This is a genomic window from Rhodovarius crocodyli (assembly GCF_004005855.1).
GTDB lineage: Bacteria > Pseudomonadota > Alphaproteobacteria > Acetobacterales > Acetobacteraceae > Rhodovarius > Rhodovarius crocodyli.
This window is the reverse complement of record NZ_SACL01000002.1, coordinates 361,380-380,420: the sequence shown is the minus strand read 5'-3', so window position 1 is coordinate 380,420 and position 19,041 is coordinate 361,380. Positions and strand designations below refer to the sequence as shown.

Annotated in this window: 20 protein-coding genes and 1 tRNA gene; 12 read left to right on the top strand and 9 right to left on the bottom strand. The window is 70.0% G+C overall.

Features of this window, described 5'->3' with window-relative positions; all coding sequences use genetic code 11:
* Positions 1 to 37 precede the first annotated feature (37 nt).
* A complete protein-coding gene (locus EOD42_RS07795) occupies positions 38 to 2,470 on the top strand; it encodes a ligase-associated DNA damage response DEXH box helicase (RefSeq protein ID WP_408902145.1) in 2,433 nt (810 codons plus the stop codon).
* Complete coding sequence (pdeM, locus tag EOD42_RS07790) at positions 2,467 to 3,204, top strand: ligase-associated DNA damage response endonuclease PdeM (protein ID WP_127786932.1); 738 nt, start codon at positions 2,467 to 2,469, stop codon at positions 3,202 to 3,204. Before EOD42_RS07795 ends, pdeM begins: the two co-directional genes overlap by 4 nt.
* 37 nt (positions 3,205 to 3,241) lie before the next feature.
* Here the strand turns inward: pdeM and EOD42_RS07785 are convergent, their stop codons facing one another.
* From EOD42_RS07785 to EOD42_RS07765, 5 genes are all read right to left on the bottom strand, one after another.
* On the bottom strand, positions 3,242 to 5,551 hold the full coding sequence (locus EOD42_RS07785; RefSeq protein ID WP_127786931.1) for a molybdopterin guanine dinucleotide-containing S/N-oxide reductase: 2,310 nt from the start codon (positions 5,549 to 5,551) through the stop codon (positions 3,242 to 3,244).
* 212 nt (positions 5,552 to 5,763) lie between these two features.
* Positions 5,764 to 6,246 carry a cyanase gene (cynS, locus tag EOD42_RS07780; protein WP_127786930.1) on the bottom strand — a complete coding sequence of 161 codons (483 nt, stop codon included), beginning with the start codon at positions 6,244 to 6,246 and terminating at the stop codon, positions 5,764 to 5,766.
* A gap of 15 nt (positions 6,247 to 6,261) precedes the next feature.
* Positions 6,262 to 7,092: an ABC transporter ATP-binding protein gene (locus tag EOD42_RS07775; protein WP_127786929.1), complete on the bottom strand. Its 831-nt coding sequence runs from the start codon at positions 7,090 to 7,092 to the stop codon at positions 6,262 to 6,264.
* Positions 7,089 to 7,937: a nitrate ABC transporter permease gene (ntrB, locus tag EOD42_RS07770; protein ID WP_127786928.1), complete on the bottom strand. Its 849-nt coding sequence runs from the start codon at positions 7,935 to 7,937 to the stop codon at positions 7,089 to 7,091. Before ntrB ends, EOD42_RS07775 begins: the two co-directional genes overlap by 4 nt.
* Positions 7,937 to 9,268 (bottom strand): CmpA/NrtA family ABC transporter substrate-binding protein, encoded by a 1,332-nt coding sequence (locus EOD42_RS07765; protein WP_127786927.1) that lies wholly within the window; start codon positions 9,266 to 9,268, stop codon positions 7,937 to 7,939. The genes ntrB and EOD42_RS07765 overlap by 1 nt, the downstream gene beginning before the upstream one ends.
* Before the next feature lie 233 nt (positions 9,269 to 9,501).
* Here EOD42_RS07765 and EOD42_RS07760 point away from each other — a divergent pair, with 233 nt between their 5' ends.
* Positions 9,502 to 10,188, top strand: a complete 687-nt coding sequence (locus tag EOD42_RS07760; RefSeq protein WP_127786926.1) for an SCO family protein — start codon at positions 9,502 to 9,504, stop codon at positions 10,186 to 10,188.
* Between the two features lie 109 nt (positions 10,189 to 10,297).
* Entirely contained in the window at positions 10,298 to 10,576 is a 279-nt protein-coding gene (locus EOD42_RS07755; RefSeq protein WP_127786925.1) for a hypothetical protein, read from the top strand.
* 21 nt (positions 10,577 to 10,597) lie between these two features.
* Here EOD42_RS07755 and EOD42_RS07750 read toward each other — a convergent pair whose 3' ends face one another.
* Positions 10,598 to 11,233, bottom strand: a complete 636-nt coding sequence (locus EOD42_RS07750; protein WP_127786924.1) for an LON peptidase substrate-binding domain-containing protein — start codon at positions 11,231 to 11,233, stop codon at positions 10,598 to 10,600.
* The gene (locus EOD42_RS07745; protein WP_127786923.1) at positions 11,233 to 12,159 is read right to left on the bottom strand and encodes a tetratricopeptide repeat protein; all 927 of its coding nucleotides are present in this window, start codon (positions 12,157 to 12,159) and stop codon (positions 11,233 to 11,235) included. The genes EOD42_RS07750 and EOD42_RS07745 overlap by 1 nt, the downstream gene beginning before the upstream one ends.
* 189 nt (positions 12,160 to 12,348) lie before the next feature.
* Here EOD42_RS07745 and wecB point away from each other — a divergent pair, with 189 nt between their 5' ends.
* From wecB to EOD42_RS07725, 4 genes are read left to right on the top strand one after another with little or no spacing between them, the layout of a single operon-like run.
* A complete protein-coding gene (gene wecB / locus EOD42_RS07740) occupies positions 12,349 to 13,449 on the top strand; it encodes a non-hydrolyzing UDP-N-acetylglucosamine 2-epimerase (protein ID WP_276318135.1) in 1,101 nt (366 codons plus the stop codon).
* A complete protein-coding gene (gene wecC / locus EOD42_RS07735) occupies positions 13,446 to 14,666 on the top strand; it encodes a UDP-N-acetyl-D-mannosamine dehydrogenase (protein WP_127786922.1) in 1,221 nt (406 codons plus the stop codon). Before wecB ends, wecC begins: the two co-directional genes overlap by 4 nt.
* Positions 14,667 to 14,684: 18 nt before the next feature.
* Positions 14,685 to 15,308, top strand: a complete 624-nt coding sequence (locus EOD42_RS07730) for a glutathione S-transferase family protein (RefSeq protein WP_127786921.1) — start codon at positions 14,685 to 14,687, stop codon at positions 15,306 to 15,308.
* Positions 15,305 to 15,712: a thiol-disulfide oxidoreductase DCC family protein gene (locus tag EOD42_RS07725; RefSeq protein WP_206020288.1), complete on the top strand. Its 408-nt coding sequence runs from the start codon at positions 15,305 to 15,307 to the stop codon at positions 15,710 to 15,712. The genes EOD42_RS07730 and EOD42_RS07725 overlap by 4 nt, the downstream gene beginning before the upstream one ends.
* On the opposite strand, the gene EOD42_RS07720 is transcribed toward EOD42_RS07725, so the two are convergent.
* Together EOD42_RS07720 and EOD42_RS07715 are read right to left on the bottom strand one after the other, a co-directional pair.
* Positions 15,678 to 15,995 (bottom strand): hypothetical protein, encoded by a 318-nt coding sequence (locus EOD42_RS07720; RefSeq protein ID WP_127786920.1) that lies wholly within the window; start codon positions 15,993 to 15,995, stop codon positions 15,678 to 15,680. The genes EOD42_RS07725 and EOD42_RS07720 overlap by 35 nt on opposite strands.
* A gap of 80 nt (positions 15,996 to 16,075) precedes the next feature.
* A tRNA-Thr gene (locus tag EOD42_RS07715) sits at positions 16,076 to 16,150 on the bottom strand.
* An 86-nt stretch (positions 16,151 to 16,236) separates the two neighbouring features.
* Between EOD42_RS07715 and coaBC the strand changes: the two genes are divergently transcribed.
* From coaBC to EOD42_RS07695, 4 genes are read left to right on the top strand one after another with little or no spacing between them, the layout of a single operon-like run.
* Entirely contained in the window at positions 16,237 to 17,418 is a 1,182-nt protein-coding gene (gene coaBC, locus EOD42_RS07710; RefSeq protein WP_127786919.1) for a bifunctional phosphopantothenoylcysteine decarboxylase/phosphopantothenate--cysteine ligase CoaBC, read from the top strand.
* The gene (gene dut / locus EOD42_RS07705; RefSeq protein WP_127786918.1) at positions 17,415 to 17,861 is read left to right on the top strand and encodes a dUTP diphosphatase; all 447 of its coding nucleotides are present in this window, start codon (positions 17,415 to 17,417) and stop codon (positions 17,859 to 17,861) included. Before coaBC ends, dut begins: the two co-directional genes overlap by 4 nt.
* Positions 17,862 to 17,863: 2 nt before the next feature.
* Positions 17,864 to 18,646: a HesA/MoeB/ThiF family protein gene (locus tag EOD42_RS07700; RefSeq protein ID WP_127787206.1), complete on the top strand. Its 783-nt coding sequence runs from the start codon at positions 17,864 to 17,866 to the stop codon at positions 18,644 to 18,646.
* On the top strand, positions 18,643 to 19,017 hold the full coding sequence (locus EOD42_RS07695) for a DsrE family protein (RefSeq protein ID WP_127786917.1): 375 nt from the start codon (positions 18,643 to 18,645) through the stop codon (positions 19,015 to 19,017). The genes EOD42_RS07700 and EOD42_RS07695 overlap by 4 nt, the downstream gene beginning before the upstream one ends.
* Positions 19,018 to 19,041 lie beyond the last annotated feature (24 nt).

The window sequence follows — 19,041 nt, the reverse complement described above, 5'->3', positions numbered from 1 at the left end:
TCGGCGCGGCTGGCAACCCCGGCCGCACCAGATCGCGATGCTGGACGCCGCGCGGGCCGGCGAGAGCGCGCTGCTGATCGCGCCGACCGGCGCGGGCAAGACCCTGGCGGGCTTCCTGCCCACGCTGGCGGAGCTGGCCGCCACCCCGCGCGAGGGGCTCCACACCCTCTATGTCTCGCCGTTGAAGGCGCTGGCGGTGGACATCGCCCGCAACCTGGTGGCGCCGGTGTCGGAGATGGCGCTCGATATCTCCATCGAGACCCGCACCGGCGACACCCCCGCCAACCGCCGCGCCCGGCAGCGTGAGAAACCACCCAACATCCTGCTGACAACGCCCGAGAGCCTGACCCTGTTGCTCTCCCTGCCCGAGGCGCGGGAGATGTTCGGCGGCCTGCGCCGCATCGTGATCGACGAGATCCACGCGCTGGCCGGCACCAAGCGGGGAGACCAGCTGGCGCTGTGCCTGTCCCGCCTCTCGGCGCTGGTGCCGGGCGCGGCGCGGGTGGGGCTGTCGGCCACCGTCGCGCACCCGGATGCGCTGCGCGCCTATGTGGCCCCCAGCGGCCGGTCCGCGGACGCGAAGCTGGTCGAGGTGGCGGGCGGCGCCCTGCCGGACATCGACATCCAGCTGCCGGAGGGGCACCTGCCCTGGGGCGGGCATATGGGGCTCGCCTCCGCGCCCGAGATCTATCGCCGGATCGAGGCCGCCCGCGTCACCATCGTCTTCGTCAACACCCGCGCCCAGTCGGAGCTGATCTTCGCAGCCCTGTGGCGGATGAACGAGGCGGTGCTGCCCATCGCCCTGCACCATGGCAGCCTGACGGTGGAACAGCGCCGCAAGGTGGAGGCCGCGATGGCGGCGGGAAAGCTGCGCGCCGTGGTCGCGACCTCCAGCCTCGACCTCGGCATCGACTGGGGCGATGTGGACCAGGTGATCCAGGTGGGCGCGCCCAAGGGCGTGTCGCGGCTGATGCAGCGGGTGGGGCGCTCCAACCACCGCATGGATGAGGCATCGCGCGCGACGCTGGTGCCGGCCAACCGCTTCGAGGTGATCGAATGCGTGGCCGCCCTGGGTGCCGTGAAGGCCCGCAAGCAGGATGGCGACCCGCCGCGCCCCGGCGGGCTGGACGTGCTGGCCCAGCACATATTGGCCATGGCCTGCCACGCGCCTTTTCTGCCCGACGATTTGTTCGCCGAGGTGACACGCGCCGCCCCCTATGCCGCCCTGCCCCGCCGGGATTTCGACGACGTGCTGCGCTTCGTGGAGGATGGCGGCTACGCGCTGCGGGTCTATGAACGCTATCGCCGCCTGTTCCGCGACGCCGAGGGCTATATGCATGTGCGGGGCCCGGCGATCGCCCGGCAGCTGCGCATGAACCTCGGCACCATCGTCGAGCAGCCGCTGGTCAAGATCCGCATGCGCGGCGGGCCCATGCTGGGCGAGGTGGAGGAATGGTTCGTCTCCACCCTGCGCCCGGGCGACAATTTCCTGTTCGCGGGCCAGGTGCTGCGCTTCGAGGCTATGGACGGCGTGGTGGCCATGGTCCGCCCCGGCGGTGGCCCGGGTGAGCCGCGCGTGCCGGCCTATGGCGGCAGCCGGTTGCCGCTCTCGACCTATCTGGCGGCCGAGGTGCGGGAGATCATGCATGACCCGTCCCGCTGGTCCGCCCTGCCCGACCCGGTGCGCGAATGGCTGGACATGCAGCGCCTGCGCAGTGAGCTGCCGGAGCCCGATGGCCTGCTGATCGAGACCTTCCCGCGTGGCGGCCGATGGTTCCTGGTGGCCTATACCTTCGAGGGACGGCTGGCCCATCAGAGCCTGGGGATGCTGCTGACCAAGCGGATGGAGCGCCTCGGCTATGCCCCCATGGGCTATGTCAGCACGGACTATGTGCTCTCGGCCTGGAGCGCCTTCGAGCCCACGGACATGGAGACCCTGTTCAGCGAGGACATGCTGGGCGAGGATCTGGACGAGTGGATGGCCGAGAGTTCCATGCTGCGCCGGACCTTCCGCAACATCGCCATGATCGCGGGGCTGATCGACAAGAACCACCCCGGCGCCGAGAAATCCAAGCGCCAGATGACGGTCAATTCCGACCTGATCTATGACGTGCTGCGCCGGCATGAGCCGGACCATATATTGCTGCGCGCGACCCGCGCCGAAGCGGCCTCGGGCCTGACGGACATCTCGCGCATCGCCGCCCTGCTGGCGCGCGCGAAGGGGCATATCCGCCACCGGGTGCTGGATTGCGTGTCGCCGCTGGCGGTGCCGGCGCTGATCGAAGTGGGGCGCGAATGGGTGGCCGGCGGCGCCGAGGACGCGCTGCTGGCCGAGGCTGCCGCCCTGGTGGAGGAAGCCACCGGCGGTGCCGAAAGTTTCGAGGGGAATCTGAACGACGTGAACGAAGCCTTGCCGCCCGCACCCCGGGAACCCCGCCCGAGAAAGCGCCGCCCCGGGGGACGGTCATGATCGCCGCCCCCATCCATATCGTGGGCCACCGCCTGATGCTGTGCCCCAGCGGGGTATTGCTGTGGCCCGGCGAGCGGCTGATGGCGGTCGCGGACCTGCATCTGGAAAAATCCAGCCATTTCGCCGCGCGCGGCCGGCTGCTGCCGCCATACGACACGCGCGAGACGCTGAAGAAGCTCTCCTTCGTGCTGCGCCGCTATGAGCCGCGCCACCTGGTGCTGCTGGGTGACAGCTTTCATGACGCCGAAGGCCATGCGCGCCTGGCCGACGACGACCGCGCCACCCTGGCCGCCCTGCTGGCCGGGCTGCGCGTGACCTGGGTGCTGGGCAACCACGACCCCGCGCCCCCCGCCAGCCTGCCCGGCGAGGCGATGGAGGAGCTGGCGCTCGGCCCCATGCGGTTCCGCCATATCGGCGGCGGGCCGATCGCGCGCCACCGCGAAGGCGAGATCAGCGGCCACTACCACCCCAAGGCCAGCCTGGAGACGCGGGCCGGCCGGATCAGCCGCCCCTGCTTCCTGGCCGGCCCGCAGCATGTGGTGCTGCCGGCCTTCGGCGCGCTGACCGGCGGGCTGGACGTGCGCAGCCCCGCGCTGGCGCCGCTGGCGCACCGGCAGGGGCGGGTATTCCTGCTGGGTAAGGACCGGCTGCACAGCGCGCCGGTGCCGTTCGTGGTGCCGGAAAGCGCGCCGGAGCGGGAGCGGGTGGATGAAGGGTGGCCGAGTTTCCCGTAGCGCCGGGGCGCTGCCCCTCAACGGGGCGCAGGGCTCATTACTCCGCCGCCATCGCCTCCATCCCCGGCGGCACGAAGGCCCGGATCGGCGGCAGGTTGCCCGTGAAGGCCTCGACCTGCACCGTCGTCAGCTGCCCGGTGCAGCCCTGGGCCAGCCGTGACGTGCCCTTGTCCCGCGTCAGCACATTGGGGTTGCCGTGCACGCACATGGGGTTGGCCTCGCCGGGGTCGATCGGGTCGTACCAGGCGCCGGTCGGCAGTTGCACGACGCCCGCCATCACATCGGGCGTCACGCGCGCGGTGGCCAGGCACGCGCCGCGCCCGTTGAACAGGCGCACCACCTGGCCGTCCTCGATGCCGCGCGCCTCGGCATCCCGGGGGTGGATGCACATCACCTCGCGCCCGCGGCGCTTGCTGTCCTGGCTATGGCCGCCGAAATCCAGCTGCGAATGCAGGCGGGTCGCGGGCTGGTTGGCCACCAGATGCAGGGGCTCCTCGGCGCTCGGCACCTCGGTGGGCGCGAGCCAAGCGGGGTGGCCCGGGCAGTCGTCATAGCCGAAGCCCGCGATGGTCTCGGAGAAGATCTCGATCTTGCCCGAAGGGGTGGGCAGCGGCTCGCCCGCCGGGTCCGCCCGGAAAGCCGCGAGGAAGCCGCCGGTGTCCGGGGTCTGCGGCACCACCGCCTCGCCCGCCTCCCAGAACTCGTCGAAGCTGAGCACGGGCTGGCCCAGATCGGCCATGCGCTTCTCCAGCGGCGCATACAGCACGCGCAGCCAGGCGCGCACGTCTCGGCCCTCGGTGAATTCCTGTTCCTTGCCCAGGCGCCGGGCCAGCTCGGAGAAGATCCAGTAATCGTCGCGCGCCTCGCCGAAGGGCTCGGCCAGCGGCTTCATCGCGACCACCACCGGGTCCACGGCGCTGCTGCCGATATCCTCGCGCTCGGCCGTCATGGTGGCGGGCAGCACGATGTCGGCGTGGCGGGCGGTCGCGGTCCAGGCATTCTCGTGCACCACCAGCGTGTCGATGCCGCGGAAGGCGGCGCGCAGGCGGTTCAGGTCCTGGTGGTGGTGGAACGGGTTGCCGCCCGCCCAATAGACCAGCTTGATGTCCGGATAGGTGCGGTGCTGGCCGTTATACTCATAGGGCTCGCCGGGCTTCAGCAGCATGTCCGAGATACGGGCGACGGGGATGAAGTCCGCCACCGAGTTCTTGCCCTGGTTCAGCGAGGCCACGGCCGCGATGTTGGTCTCGCGCCCCGTATGGCCCAGTGCCCCCAGCGCATAGCCGTAGCCGCCGCCCGGCAGGCCGATCTGGCCCAGGATGGCGGCCAGCACGGCGCCCATCCACACCGGCTGCTCGCCATGTTCGGCGCGCTGCAGGGAATGGGCCACGGTCACCAGCACGCGCTTGCCCGGCAGCGACAGCGCCAGGGCGCGGATCTGCTCGGCCGGCACGCCGCAGATCGCGGCCGCCCAGTCGGCATCCTTGGCCTGGCCGTCAGAGACACCGAGCAGATAGGGCGCGAACTTGTCCCAGCCCACGCAGTAGCGCTCGATGAAGGCCTGGTCGTGCTTGCCGGCGGCCACCAGCGTGTGGGCGATGCCCAGCATCAGCGCGGTGTCGGTGCCCGGCGTCAGCGTCATCCACTCCGCGCGCGCTTCCTCCGGCAGGTCGCCGCGCAGGGGCGAGATCAGCACGAAGCGCGCCCCGCGTTCGGCCGCGCGCGCCATGGAGCCGCGCTCGATGTGCCGGCTGATGCCGCCCGCCGCCACCATGGAGTTCTTCAGCGCCATGCCGCCGAAGGCCAGCACCACCTCGCTGTGCTCGGCCACCGCCTTCCAGGTGATGGTGTTGCGCGAGAGCTGTTCGTAATGGCCCAGGATATGCGGCAGGATCACTGCCGAGGCACCGGCGGAATAGCTGTTCACCGACCGCACATAGCCGCCCATCACATTGTTCAGGAAGCGGTGCACCTGGCTCTGCGCATGGTGGAAACGCCCCGCGCTGGACCAGCCGTAGGACCCGCCGAAGATCGAGGCGACGCCGTGCTGCTCCTGCACCCGCGCGAGTTCCTTCGCCAGCAGGTCCAGCACCTGCGGCCAGGAGACGGCGACATACTCATCGGCGCCGCGCGTGGCGTCCGGGCCGGGGCCGCGCTCCAGCCAGCCGCGGCGTACCATCGGCTGGCCGACGCGCGCCTGGTGGCGCAGCGCCTGGGGCAGGTTCTGCAGGATGCCGTTGGGGTCCGGGTCCGACGGATGCGGGCGGACGACCAGCTCGCCGTCCTTCCAGCCCGCGCTGAACACGCCCCAATGGGAGCTATGCGTCCGCCACTCGATCCCGTCCATGCCTTCAACACCTCGTTCGCAGCCGAAGCATTACAGCAGGAAGACGTGGCAGGGCGCCAGGGGGGTGAGAAGGGCCTTCTTTTTCTGTAGAAAAAGAAGCAAAAAGACTTTTGAGAATTTGGCGCCCGTCAGTGGTTAAGACGGTCCCAACCCCTGGAGCCACACAAATTTCAAAAAGTTTTTTGGTTCTTTTTTACAAAAAAGAACGTCTCTTACTCCTCCTTAAAGCCATATTCCGGAATCCCCTGCTCCGCCCCATAATATTTATACGGCAGGAACTTCCCCGACATGCTGATCTTCACCCGGTCACCCTTGGGATGCGGCATGCGCTCGAAGTCGAAGTCGAAGTCGATGGCGGACATGATGCCGTCGCCGAATTCCTCCTCGATCAGCGCCTTCCAGGCCGGGCCGTTCACCATCACCATCTCATAGAAACGGTAGATCAGCGGGTCGGTGGGCGGCATCGGCATGCCGCGATAGGGCACCTCGTTCAGCATGGACTGTTCGGCGGCGCTGAGGCCGAACAGGGCGGCGGCCTTGGCGGCCAGCGGCTTCACCAGTTTCATCTGGCCCAGCAGCGCGCCCACGATCAGCGTATCGGACATGCCGCCGATCTCGCCGCAGATGTATTTCCAGCTCCAGCCCTTCTCGCGCTTGATGTCGAGGATCTTCTCGGTGAGTTGGGTGCGGGTCATCGCATTCTCCTGTGCTTATTCCGCCAACCGCACGATTGGCGGGTCGCGGGGGTCGTATCCCTCGGGCGGCGCCCCCGCGAGGGTGCGGGAACGCGTGACGAGGAAATCCATGATGTGGTCGCGCAGGCCGTGGTAGCCGGGCTGGTGGTGCAGCGTGGCCCGGATGCGCGGGCGCGGCAGCGTGTTCACCAGCACCTCGGCGATGCGCGCCTCGGGGCCGTTGGTCATCAGCAGGATGCGGTCCGCCAGCAGGATCGCCTCATCCACGTCATGGGTGATCATGAAGGCGGTCTGCCCGGCCTCGGTCGTCAGGCGGGAGACTTCCTCCTGCAGGGACCCGCGCGTGAGGGCATCCAGCGCGCTGAAGGGCTCGTCCATCAGCATCATCTTGGGCTGGACCGCGAGGGCACGGGCGATGCCCACCCGCTGCTTCATGCCACCCGATAGCATGGCGGGCTTGCGGTCGGCGGCGTGCTCCAGCCCCACCTTGGCCAGCACGGCGCGCGCTTCCTCCCGCAGGCGTGCCCTGCCCCAGCCGGGTTTCCGGCAGGACAGCGCGAAGCCGACATTCTGCTCGGCCGTCAGCCAGGGCATCAGCGCATGGCCCTGGAACACCACGGCGCGGTCCAGCGCGGGGCCGGTGATCTCCTGCCCATCCACCACCACCCCGCCGTCGCTGGGGCTGTCCAGCCCTGCCAGGATGTTCAGGATGGTGGTCTTGCCGCAGCCCGAATGGCCGACGAGGCAGACGAATTCGCCCCGCGCGATGCCGAACCACACATCCTGGAACACGGTAAGGCCGGGGAAGCGCCGGGCTATCCCCTCCACGCTGACATAAGGCTTCATTCCTGCCAGGCCACCCACCGCTGAACGAGGCCGAGCAGCCGGTCGAGCGCGAGGCCCACCAGCCCGATCATCAGGATCGCGATCACGATGTCCGCCAGCGACAGGTTGTTCCACTGGTTCCAGACCCAGTAGCCGATGCCCGTGCCGCCCACGAGCATCTCGGCGGCCACGATCACCAGCCAGGCGATGCCGATGGAAATTCGCATGCCGGTCAAGATGGTGGGGGCGGCGGCGGGCAGGATGACGCGGAAGGCGGTGCGCCAGGTCCCGGCCTCCAGCGTGCGGGCCACGTTCAGCCATTCGCGGCGGACATTGGCGACACCGAAGGCCGTGTTCATCAGCATGGGCCAGATGGAGCAGATGAAGATCACGAAGATGGCGCTGATCGAACTGTCCTGGATGGTGAACAGCGCGAGCGGCATCCAGGCGAGCGGCGAGACCGGCCGCAGCACCTGGATGAAGGGATTCAGCGCCGCGTTCAACAGCGGCGACATGCCGATGACGAAGCCCAGCGGAATGGCGACGACCGCCGCGATCAGAAAGCCCAGCAGCACCCGCCCCAGCGACCACGCCACCTGGATGCCGATGCCCTGGTCATTGGGGCCGCGCACATAGAAGGGGTCGCGCAGCAGTTCCCACAATCGCACCGCGATCTGGCTGGGCGCCGGCATCGGGGTGCGGCCGCCCTGCTGGGCGGCCTGGCCCAGCAGGGCCGCGTATTCGGGGTCGATGGCCGCCCCGCCGCCCGCGGCACCCGCCTTCAGCGCCAGTTCCCAGGCGCCGAGGAACACGGCGAGGATAGCCAGAGAGAGCAGCGCCGCCTTCCAGGCGGGAACGGCCTGCATCAACGGCGGATGGCGAAGGAGTTGAGGTAGGCGCCGGCCGCCGCCGGGTCGAACTCGCGGCCGAAGATCGTCTCCTTACGAAGCGGGCTGGCCGGCACCGGCAGCCCCATGCCCTGCATCACGCGCCCGGCATCCAGCGCCAGGAACACCTGGCCCGAGACGGCGGTGTAGTCCACATCGCGCTGCAGATGCCCCCAGCGGCGCATCTGGGTCAGGATCCAGATCGCCATGGAATGCCAGGGATAGGGGTCGAAGCCGATGCGGTCGGGCACGCGGCGCACCTGGCCCAGCCCATCGGCAAAGGTGCCGGTCAGCACCTGGGTCACCACCGTCTCGGGCTGGTTCAGGTAGTTCGGGCCAGAGATGGCGGCCGCCACCTCGCGCCGGTTCTCTGCCTTGTCGGCATGGGCTGTGGCCTCCACGATCGCGCGCATCAGCGCGGCGAAGGTGTTGGGCATCTCGCGCGGCATGCCGGCGGGCACCGCGAAGGCGCAGCAGGGATGGCCCTGCCAGAAATCCTTGGTCAGCACATGGATGAAGCCCAGCCCATCGAACACCGCGCGCTGGTTGAAGGGGTCGGGCCCCAGGAAGCCGTCGATGTTGTCCGCGCGCAGGTTGGCCACCATCTCCGGCGGCGGCACGGAGCGGATCTGCACGTCCCGATCCGGGTCGATGCCGTGCTCGGCCAGATAGGCGCGCAGCAGGTAGTTGTGCATGGAAAAGTCGAACGGCACGGCGAAGCGGAAGCCCTTCCAGTCCTTCGGATCGCGCTTCTCGCGGTGCTTGTTCGCCAGCGTGATGGCCTGGCCGTTGATGTTCTCGATGGCCGCCACCGCCCAGGGCTGCGGTGCCGCCACCCCCACGCCCAGCGACATCGCTACCGGCATCGGGCTCAGCATATGGGCCGCATCATATTCGCGGGCGATGGCGCGGTCCCGGATCACCGCCCAGCCGGCGGTGCGGATCACCTCCACGTTCAGCCCGTGCTTGCGGTAGAAGCCCATCGGGTCCGCCATGATGATGGGCGTCGCGCAGGTGATGGGGATGAAGCCGATCTTCAGCGCGGACTTCTCCAGCGGGCCGGGCGCCTGGGCCAGCGCCTCACGCGCGATGCCCAAAGGCAGGACATCGGCGATGGCGGCCATGACGGTGCCGAGGCCGAAGGCCGCGATCAGGGAGCGGCGGGTGGCGGCATCCGGAAACACCGCCCGCAGCACCGTCTCCTCCACCAGCCTGCCTTCGGCGCCGGTGCCGTCGCCGGGCGCCTCGGTGCAGGCGAAGCCCGCATGCGGCCGGCCGCAACCGCAGGAAGGCAGGGGGAAACGGGCCATCGGGCGGGAACCTCCTTGAGAGGCGGGAAGCTTGGCGCAGCCGGGCAGGCCCGAAGGATGAAATCGAAGGCAGTTGCGGTGCGTCCACGCCGGCCCTGCCGCCCGGTCGGGCAGATAGCGTTGTTTTTGCCTATCCTCGCGACATCGCGACAGAACGGGCCCCGCCCGCCCCAGCGCCGCCGGCGGCCATCGCGCGGCTTGGCGCTCCGGCCCGGCCGGGCTATGCCCGCCGCATGCTCAAATTCATCCGCTATGCCTGTCTGGTCCTGATCGTCGCGATCGGCGGCGTGTGGGCGCATGCCTGGTTCACCCGCGCCCCAGGCCAGGATGTGGGCGAGGCCTTCGCGCAGCGCCTGGCCTCCATCTTCGGCCAGTCCATGCCGGTGCCCAATGTGGGCGGCGGGGTTCAGCTGCCCTCCGGCGTCTCCCTCGGCGGCCCCTTCAGCCTGACCCGCCAGGACGGCCAGGCGGTGACCGAGCGCGACTATGCCGGCAAGTGGATGCTGCTGTATTTCGGCTACACCTATTGCCCCGATGTCTGCCCGACGGAGCTCGGCCGCATCGCCGATGTGCTGGACGCCATGGGCCCGGCCGGTGAGCAGGTGACGCCGATGATGATCACGATCGACCCGGACCGCGACACCCAGGCGGTGATGGCCGACTATGTCAGCCGCTTCCATCCGCGCATGCAGGGGCTGACCGGCACGAGCGAGCAGGTGGCCGAGGCCGCGCGCCGCTTCCGCGTGTTCTACCAGAAGGTCCAGCCGCGGGAGATGAACGAGTATCTGATGGACCATTCCAGCTTCATTTATCTGGTGGGTCCGGATGGTCGGGTGCGGACGCTCTACCGCCCTGAGACAAGTGTTGACGACATGGCGCGCAGCGTTGCGATGCAAATGCGAAGCAACGCGAGCCGCTGATCTCACAATTTCGTGATCACCGGCCGTTATGACCCCGGGGCAGTTGCATGCCGCTTCCTAACACCGCATGCGATGTGTCAATTTTCTGCACGGATCGAGATTTTTTCCAATGGACAGCGACGACAGACTGACTGAGACGGCCGAAGCCGCCGACGCCTCCAAGGCGCCGCAGCTTCGATACAGCCGCCGCCTGTCCGACAAGGTGTTGATTGCGTTCCACCAGGCCTGCGACCAGGGCGATTTCGAGGTGGCCGAGCAGTTGCTGCGCATTCTGGAAATGATGCTGATGCGCCGCCCGAGCCATCCGGATGCCAACCGCCGGCGCAACATGGAAAGCCTGGTCGCCGCGCATGAGCGGCTGTGGCACCTGCGCCACCCGAACGACTGAGGCGCCCCTCGCGGGCGGGCCTCAGCTGGGCCGCCGCCCGCCCTCGCCGTGCATTCCCATCTTGACCAGCGCCAGAAGCATCGCCGCCCGCTCGGGCAGGCTCCCGGCCTCCAGCAGCGCCTGCTTCTCCGCGACCTCGAAGGGGCACAGCATGCCCAGGGTGGTGACCAGCACCGCCTCGGGCATGCGGGCGATCGCGTCCCAGTTCACCTCCATCTCGCGCGCCAGGAAATAGGGGCGCAGCACCGCCTCCAGCTCTCCGGGGCGCAGCGTGGCCTCGGCGGGCAGCGGCGCCAGGTCCTGGGTGAACGCCGAGAAATCGACCCGCATGCGCCGATAGCCCCGGCGGGGCGGCGCTTCCTCCCGCGTGCGGAACCGCGCGAGGCCGGTCAGGGTAATGAGCATCCGCCCGTCATCCGTCTCCGCGAAGGAGCAGACGCGCCCGAGGCAGCCGACGGCATAGGTGCCGCCCGCCGCATCGGGCTGGATCATGCCGAACATCCGCCCCGCCGCCAGCGCATCCTCGACCATCGCCAGATAGCGCGGCTCGAAGATGTTCAGCGGCAGGCGGCCATGCGGCAGCAGCAACGCCCCCGGCAGCGGGAAGACCGCGATGGTATCCGGCAGTTCCTCGGCACGCGGGGGCGGAAAGGGCACTACTTGAACAGGATCGCCGACAGCGCGCGGCGGCCCTTGACGCTGGCCGGGTCCATGAAGCCCCAGGCCTCGAAGAACTTCAGCAGCTGCTTGCGGGCGGCTTCCTCGTTCCAGACGCGGTCGCGGCGGATGGCTTCCAGCAGCTGCTCGGCCGCGTCCTCGCGCCGGTCGGCGGCATTCAGCGCCACGGCCAGGTCGATGCGCGCCGCGTGGTCGTCGGGGTCGGCCGCGAGGCGCGCCTCGAACTCACCGAACTTGGACTGCGCCTCGCGGCCCGCGGCCGCCAGCTCGATCTGGGAACGGATGGCCGTGAGGTCGGCATGGGCCGCGATCTTCTCGGGCGCGCCGTCGAGCACGGCCAGCGCCTGTTCCTCCTGGTCCAGCGCCAGCATGCAGCGCGCGAGCCCGGCATAGGCCTTGGGGTTCTCGGGCTCCTGCTCGATGAGGGCGGCGAAGATCTCGGCGGCGGTCTGGACGTCGCCTTCCTCCAGCGCGGTCTCGGCCTCGGCCAGCAGGTCGGCGCCGGGCATCTGCCCGCCGGCCATCTTCAGCAGCGCCTCGACGAAGCGGCGCAGCTCGCTCTCGGGCAGGGCGCCCTGGAAGATGTCGGCGATCTGGCCCTGCCAGAAGGCGGCGACGGTGGGGACGGACTGCAGCGGCAGGCCCATCTGGACCAGCTGCTGCACCAGCTGGCGGTTCTGGTCGATGTCGATCTTGACCAGCCGCACACGGCCGCCGGCGGAACGCACCACCTTCTCCAGCGCGGGGGTCAGGGTCTTGCAGGGGCCGCACCAGGTCGCCCAGAAATCAACCAGGATGGGAACCTCGCGAGAGGCCTGCACCACATCCTGCATGAAGGTCTTCTGGTCACCGTCCATCACGGGATCGGGCCCGGCGGGCGGCTGCATGTCGGAAATCACTTGCATCGGTTCTGTCCCTGGCGTGAGCGGCAGATGTGTCCGGCACAGGGATAAGGCAAGATGCCCGCCGCCGCCACGCCCCGGGGCGGGAATGCGTGCGGGACGTAACGATCCTGCAAAACCCTTGCGTGCCCACACGGGCACGTCCTATCGCTCTGGTTGTATCGCCAGCCGGAGGAATCCGCGATAGCGCGCGTGAACAACCCAGGCGAGCATGGGCCGGCCCATGTGCTGACCATCCTCGGCACCAGGCCCGAGGCCATCAAGATGCTGCCGCTGGCGGGGGCGCTGAAGCAGGCCGGGTTCCGCCACAGCCTGTGCACCACGGGCCAGCACCGCGACATGCTGGCCCAGGTCTTCGCCGCCTTCGGCGCGGCGCCCGACCGGGACCTGGCGCTGATGCGGCCGGGCCAGGCGCCGGTGGCGCTGCTCTCCTCCATTCTCGCGGCCCTGCCCCCGGTGCTGGAGGAACTGCGCCCCGACCTGATGCTGGTGCATGGGGACACCACGACGGCGCTGGGCGCGGCGCTCGCGGCCTTTCACGCCGGCATCCCGGTCGGCCATGTGGAGGCCGGTCTGCGCAGCCATGACCTGACCCGCCCCTTCCCGGAGGAAGCCAATCGCGTGGCGGTGGATGCCATCGCGGCCCTGCGCTTCGCCCCCACCGCGGAGGCCGCGGCCAACCTCGCCCGGGAATACGGGGCGGGGCGCGTGATCGTGACGGGCAACACCGCGATCGACGCGCTGCTCGCGATGGCCGGCAGCCTGCCGCAGCCGCCCGCGCCCGCCCTGCCCCGCATCCTGGTCACGGCCCATCGCCGGGAAAGCTTCGGCGAGGGCTTCCGCCGCATTGCGGAGGGGCTGCGCCGGGTCGCCGCGCGCGGCGATGTGGAACTGCTCTATCCGGTGCATCCCAACCCCGCGGTGCGGGGCGCGGTGCATGAGGCGCTCTCCGGCCGGCCGGGCATTACCTTGACGGACCCGCTGGACTATCCGGCCATGATCCAGGCCATGCGCGCCTGCCGCTTCGTCATCACCGATTCCGGCGGGTTGCAGGAGGAAGCGCCCGCCCTGGGCAAGCCCGTGCTGGTGCTGCGCGAGGTGACCGAGCGCCCGGAGGCGGTGGCGACCGGGGTGGTGCGCGTGATCGGCACCGACCCCGCGCGCATCGAGGCCGAGGCCGCCCTGCTGATGGACCCCGGCGAATACGCCGCCCGCGCCCGGCCGGTGTTTCCCTATGGCGACGGCCGGGCCTCGGCCCGGATCGTGGCGGCCATCCGGGAATTCCTGGGATGAGCGAGGTCTGCGTCACGGGGCTCGGCTATGTGGGGCTGCCTTCGGCGGCGCTGCTGGCGGCGCGCGGGCACCGGGTGTGGGGGTGCGACACCAGCGCGGCCGTGGTGGCGGCCGTGAACGGCGCCTGCCCGCATTTCCAGGAACCTGACCTGGCCATGCTGCTGCAGGCCGCGGTGCAGACCGGCAGGCTCTCGGCGGGCCCGTCGCCTGTCGCCGCCGACTATCACCTGATCGCGGTGCCGACGCCCTTCACTGCGGATCGCCGGCCCGACCTGTCCTTCCTGCATGCGGCCGGCGACGCCATCGCGCCTCTGCTGCGCCCGGGTGACTGCGTGATCGTCGAGAGCACCTGCCCGGTCGGCGCGACCGAGGGGCTGGCGGCCCGGCTGGCCCTGGCCCGACCCGATCTGCGCCTGCCCGCGCTGGGGCGCCCCGGCGACATCCACATCGCCCATTGCCCGGAACGCGTGCTGCCCGGCCAGGCGCTGAAGGAACTGATCGCCAACGACCGCATCATCGGCGGCATGACGCCCGGCTGCGCCGCCCGTGCCCGTGCCTTGTATGAGAGCTTCGCGACCGGCGCCTGCCTGGTCACGGACTGCCGCACGGCGGAATTCGCGAAGCTGTCGGAAAACGCCTATCGCGACGCCAACATCGCCTTCGCCAATGAGCTGGCCGGCATCGCGGAGGCGGTGGGCGTCGATATCTGGCAGGCCATCGCCCTGGCCAACCGGCATCCGCGCGTGGGCATCCTGCGCCCCGGCCCCGGGGTGGGCGGGCATTGCATCGCGGTGGACCCCTGGTTCCTGGTGGATGCGGCGCCTGATGCCGCGCCGCTGATCCGCACGGCGCGCGCCGTGAACGATGCCCGCCCGCGCGATGTCGCGGCCCGGCTGCGCGCCATGGCAGCCCGGCTGAAGGCGCCGCGCCTGGCCATCCTTGGCCTGTCCTACAAGCCGGATATCGAGGATCTGCGGGAAAGTCCGGCCCTGGCCATCGCGGTTGAGATGGCGGGCGAGACGGGCCTGGAACTGATGGTGGTGGAACCGCATCTGGCCGCCCTGCCCGCCTCCCTCGCCGGCCGCGCCCGGCAGGTCACGCTGGCCGAGGCGCTGGAGGAGGCCGACATCATCGCCATACTGGTCGCCCATCGCGCCTTCCACGGCCTCAGGCCCGAGGGAAAGATGGTGCTGGACACGGTTGGCCTGCTGGCCTGAACGCGCCATGCTGCCCGCATGCTGAAGCTGCTCGGGCGCAAGAACGCCTTCAATGTCCGCAAGGTGCTGTGGCTGCTGGATGAGCTGGGGCTCGACTTCCAGCAGGAGGATTGGGGCCGCTTTCACCGCGACACCCAGGTGCCGGAGTTCCTGGCGATCAACCCGCTGGGCAAGGTGCCGGTCCTGCTGGACGGTGCCGCGGTGATCCGCGAATCCCATGTGATCCTGCGCTACCTCGCCTCCCGCCAGCAGGCCTGGGCGCTGTACCCGCAGGACCTGGTGGCGCGGGCGGGTGTCGAGGCCTGGATGGATTGGGTGGCCTATGAAATGACCGGCCCCATGCAGGGCGCCTATCTGGGCGGCGAGCAGGGGCTGGAGCCCTGGTGCCAGCCGCATATCGCGGGCCCGGCGCGCGAGGGCTACAAGGCGCGCATGGTCATTCTGGACCAGGCGCTGACCTCGCCTTTCCTGGCGGGCGACGCCTTCACCCTGGCCGATATCCCGGCGGGCTTCATCGTGCATCGCTGGTTCAGCATGCGGAACATCCCCGACAGGCCCGAACTGCCGGCGCTGTCGGCCTATTATGAGCGCCTCTCCGCGCGCCCGGCCTTCATGCGGCACATCCGCAACGGCCTGCCATGATGGCCGCCGAGCCGCCCGTCATCGTCTTCGATGCGATGTGCGTGTTGTGCTCGGCCAATGCGCAATTCGTGCTGCGGCATGACAAGGCGGGCGTGTTCAGGCTTGCTTCCATGCAGGGAGAAGCCGGGCAGGCGCTGTACCGGCGCTTCGGCATCGACCCCGCGGACCCTGACACCATGATCGTGGTGCGCGACGGAATGGCGCTGCGGGACAGTGACGCGGTGCTGGCGATCTGGGGCGGGCTGGGCTGGCCCTGGCGCGCGGCGACGGCGCTGGGTTTCGTGCCGAAGCGGCTGCGCGATGCCGTCTACCGGCTGGTCGCGCGGAACCGCTACCGGTTGTTCGGCAAGCGGGAAAGCTGCTGGCTGCCTAGCGCCGAGCAGAGATCCCGGGTGCTGCGATAAGGCGCGGCAGGGCACCCGCCTCGCCCCGCTGGGCCGGAACCTTGCGCAGCTTGCGCCCTGCCATTTCCTGCGCGGTTCCCGGTGCGATGGGCAGGGCGATCGGCTTGCCGCCGCCCGTGCGCAGCGCGATTTCCGCCTGAAGGCGCAGGATGCGGTTTTCGTGGTCCGGGCAGCGGTTGGGCGCGTCGGGCGCCACGGATCGGAGGCGATCAAGTTCCCCCCGCATCAGAATCACTTCCGCCGCCTCCAGGTTCACGCTCATGCCGCCTTCGTCCTTGTTCATTACAGTCGATGAATGAGATCGAGCGTATAACGTCCCGGTTACAGGTCGGTTTCCTTGGCATACTTTTTTTCAGGAAGGGCTGGTGCCGGGTGAGGGGATCGAACCCCCGACCTTCGGTTTACAAAACCGCTGCACTACCGCTGTGCTAACCCGGCCCGGGCCCGGTTCTACGGTGCCCGGGCGCGCCCCTCAAGGGGGAGGATGGTTCCGCCGCCACCCACCCTGGGCTAGCCTGCGCCCCATGCTCACCGGCAAGCGCATCCTCCTCATCGTCTCGGGCAGCGTGGCTGCCTTCAAGACACTCGCCTTCATCCGCCTGGCCCGCGCCGAGGGCGCCTCGGTCATGGCCATCCTGACCGAAGGCGGCGCACGCTTCGTCACCCGGGAATCGCTCGCGGCGCTGACGGGCCAGCCGGTGCACCAGGATCTGTGGGCGGCCGAGGAAAGCATCGGCCATATCAAGCTCGCGCGCTGGGCCGACCTGGTGGTGGTGGCGCCCGCCAGCGCCAACATGCTGGCGCTGATGGCCAACGGGCTGGCGCCGGATCTCGCCTCCACCGTGCTGCTGGCCACCCGCGCGCCCGTGCTGGCGGCGCCCGCCATGAACCCCGCCATGTGGGAACACCCGGCCACCCGCGCCAATGTGGCCAAGCTGCAGGCGCGCGGCGTGCGCTTCGCCGGCCCCGCCAGCGGCGCCATGGCGGAGCCCGAATCCGGTCCCGGCCGCTTCGTGGAACCCGATGAGCTGCTGGACATGGTGCGAGACAGCTTCGGCCCGCAGCCTCTCGCGGGGCGGCACATCATCGTCACCTCCGGGCCCACGCAGGAGCCGATCGACCCGGTGCGCTACATCTCCAACCGTTCCAGCGGCAAGCAGGGCCATGCCATCGCGGGCGCGCTGGCGGCGCTCGGCGCGCGGGTGACACTGGTCTCGGGGCCCGTGGTCCAGCCTGACCCGCCGGGCGTGGAGGTCGTGCGCATCGAGAGCGCGCGCGACATGCTGGCCGCCTGCGAGGCCGCCCTGCCCGCCGATGCCGCCGTCTGCGCCGCCGCCGTCGCGGACTGGCGCGTCGCGCGCGAGGCCGACCAGAAGCTGAAGAAGGAACCGGGTGCCGACGCGCCGACCCTGTCGATGACGCTGAACCCCGACATCCTGGCCACGCTGTCGACCCACGCGCAGCGCCCCGCCCTGGTCGTGGGCTTCGCGGCCGAGACGGAGCATGTGATCGAGCACGCCAAGTCCAAGCTGGCCCGCAAGGGCTGCGACTGGATCCTGGCCAATGATGTCTCAGTAGGTGTGTTCGGGGCTGAGGAGAACACCATTCATCTTGTCACGAAGCAGGGGGTGGAGGATTGGCCCCGCCTGCCCAAATCTGACGTGGCCGCGCGACTCGCGGCCCGTATCGCAGAGGCCTTTGCATGAAGATCCTGGTCCAGCGCCTTCCCCACGCCGAAGGCCTGCCCCTGCCCAGCTACGCCACCGGGGGCGCCGCCGCCATGGACCTGCTGGCGGCCGTGGCCGCCCCCGTCACCATCGCGCCCGGCGCGCGGGCCTTGCTGCCCACGGGCCTGTGCGTGGCGCTGCCCGCCGGGCATGAGTGGCAGATCCGCCCCCGCTCCGGCCTGGCGCTCAAGCACGGCATCGCGCTGGTGAATTCCCCCGGCACGATCGACGAGGATTACCGCGGCGAGGTCGGCATCATCCTGCTCAACACCGGCGCCGAGCCCTTCGTGGTGGAGCGCGGCATGCGGCTGGCGCAGGCCGTGCTGGCCCCGGTCACGCGCGGGCATTTCGAGGAGGTGGCGGAACTGCCCTCCTCCACGCGCGGCGCGGGCGGCTTCGGCAGCACGGGCACCCGGCCGTGAACCTGGATTTCTCCGAGGCCGAGATCCACCGCTATTCCCGCCACATCCTGCTGCAGCAGGTGGGCGCGGTGGGCCAGGCGCGGCTGCGCGAGGCGCGGGTGCTGATCGTGGGCGCGGGTGGGCTGGGCTCACCGCTCGCCATGTATCTGGCGGCCGCCGGCGTCGGCACGCTGGGGCTGATCGACCACGACACGCTGGAACTGTCGAACCTGCAGCGCCAGATCGCCCACACCACGGAGCGCCTGGGCCGCAACAAGGCCGACAGCGCGGCCGAGGCCCTGCACCAGCTGAACCCCGAGGTGAAGGTGGAGGTGCATCAGCGCCGGATGGATGCCGCCACCGCGCGCGAACTCATTCCGCAATACGACATCATCTGCGACGGCACCGACAATTTCCCCACCCGCTTCCTGCTGGGCGATGCGTGCCATCTGCTGGGCCGCCCGCTGGTCTCGGCCGCCGTGCTGCGTTTCGAGGGGCAGCTCTCGGTCTTCCGCAGCCATGAGGGCCAGGGCTTTCCCTGCCAGCGCTGCCTGCACCCGGAACCGCCGCCGGACGGGCTGGTGCCCAGCTGCTCCGAGGCCGGGGTGCTGGGTGCGGTCACCGGCGTGATGGGCACGCTGCAGGCGACCGAGGTGCTGAAGCTGATCCTGGGCATCGGTGAAACCCTGACCGGCCGCCTGCTGCTATGGGATGCGCTGGATGCGCGCATGCGCACCATCAGGCTGAAGCGCGACCTGGCATGCGCCCTGTGCGGTGAGACGCCGACCATCACGGACATCACATGAGTGCCTTGGGCATCATCCTGATCTCGGGCGGGCATGAGCGCGCGCATTACGCGTTGATGGTGGCCACCGCGGCGGCCGCCATCGGCCGGGACGTGACGATCTTCGCGACGAATGCCGGAACCCGTGCCCTGCTGGCGGAACGCCCGCTGGAGGCGGACCCGCGCGAGGCGGAGGTTGCCTCGGCCGGGGTGGCGCCGCTGAGCGCGCTGCGCGAAGCGGCGCAGGAGCTGGGCGTGGGCCTGCTGGTCTGCGACGCCGGGCTGGCGATGGAGGGGCTGCGCGGCGCTGCCCTGCTGCCCGGCGTGGAGGTCTCGGGGCTGGTGGGCTTCCTGTCGCGCATCGGCGCCGGAGCCCAGATGCTGACCCTTTAGCGCGAGCCCCGCATGTAGCGGCGC